We start from the raw sequence: 208 nt of genomic DNA on the forward strand, positions 1-208 counted from the left end.
AGCGTTGTTTGTTCTGGGTCACTCGATGGGCATTAGCTTCTATATATGGGGCGTACTCACTGCGTTGAACAATTTTTCCGTTTTTTGCCTTGGTGCATAAACTGCGAACTGGACAACCTTTGCACGCCTTGGTTTTGTACTGTTTAAAAGTGTAGTTTCTTGTTTTATAGTGGCTTTGGTTACTGGTTAGTTTATGTCCTTCGGGGCA

1 protein-coding gene is annotated in these 208 nt (G+C 42.8%); it reads right to left on the minus strand.

Annotated elements, in window-relative coordinates; translation table 11 throughout:
- Positions 1 to 208: transposase (locus FHP04_RS14490; RefSeq protein WP_179951798.1), on the minus strand; the 208-nt coding region annotated here is incomplete at both ends.

It is taken from the genome of Aequorivita sinensis, assembly GCF_006346335.1.
In the GTDB taxonomy this organism is placed as follows: domain Bacteria; phylum Bacteroidota; class Bacteroidia; order Flavobacteriales; family Flavobacteriaceae; genus Aequorivita; species Aequorivita sinensis.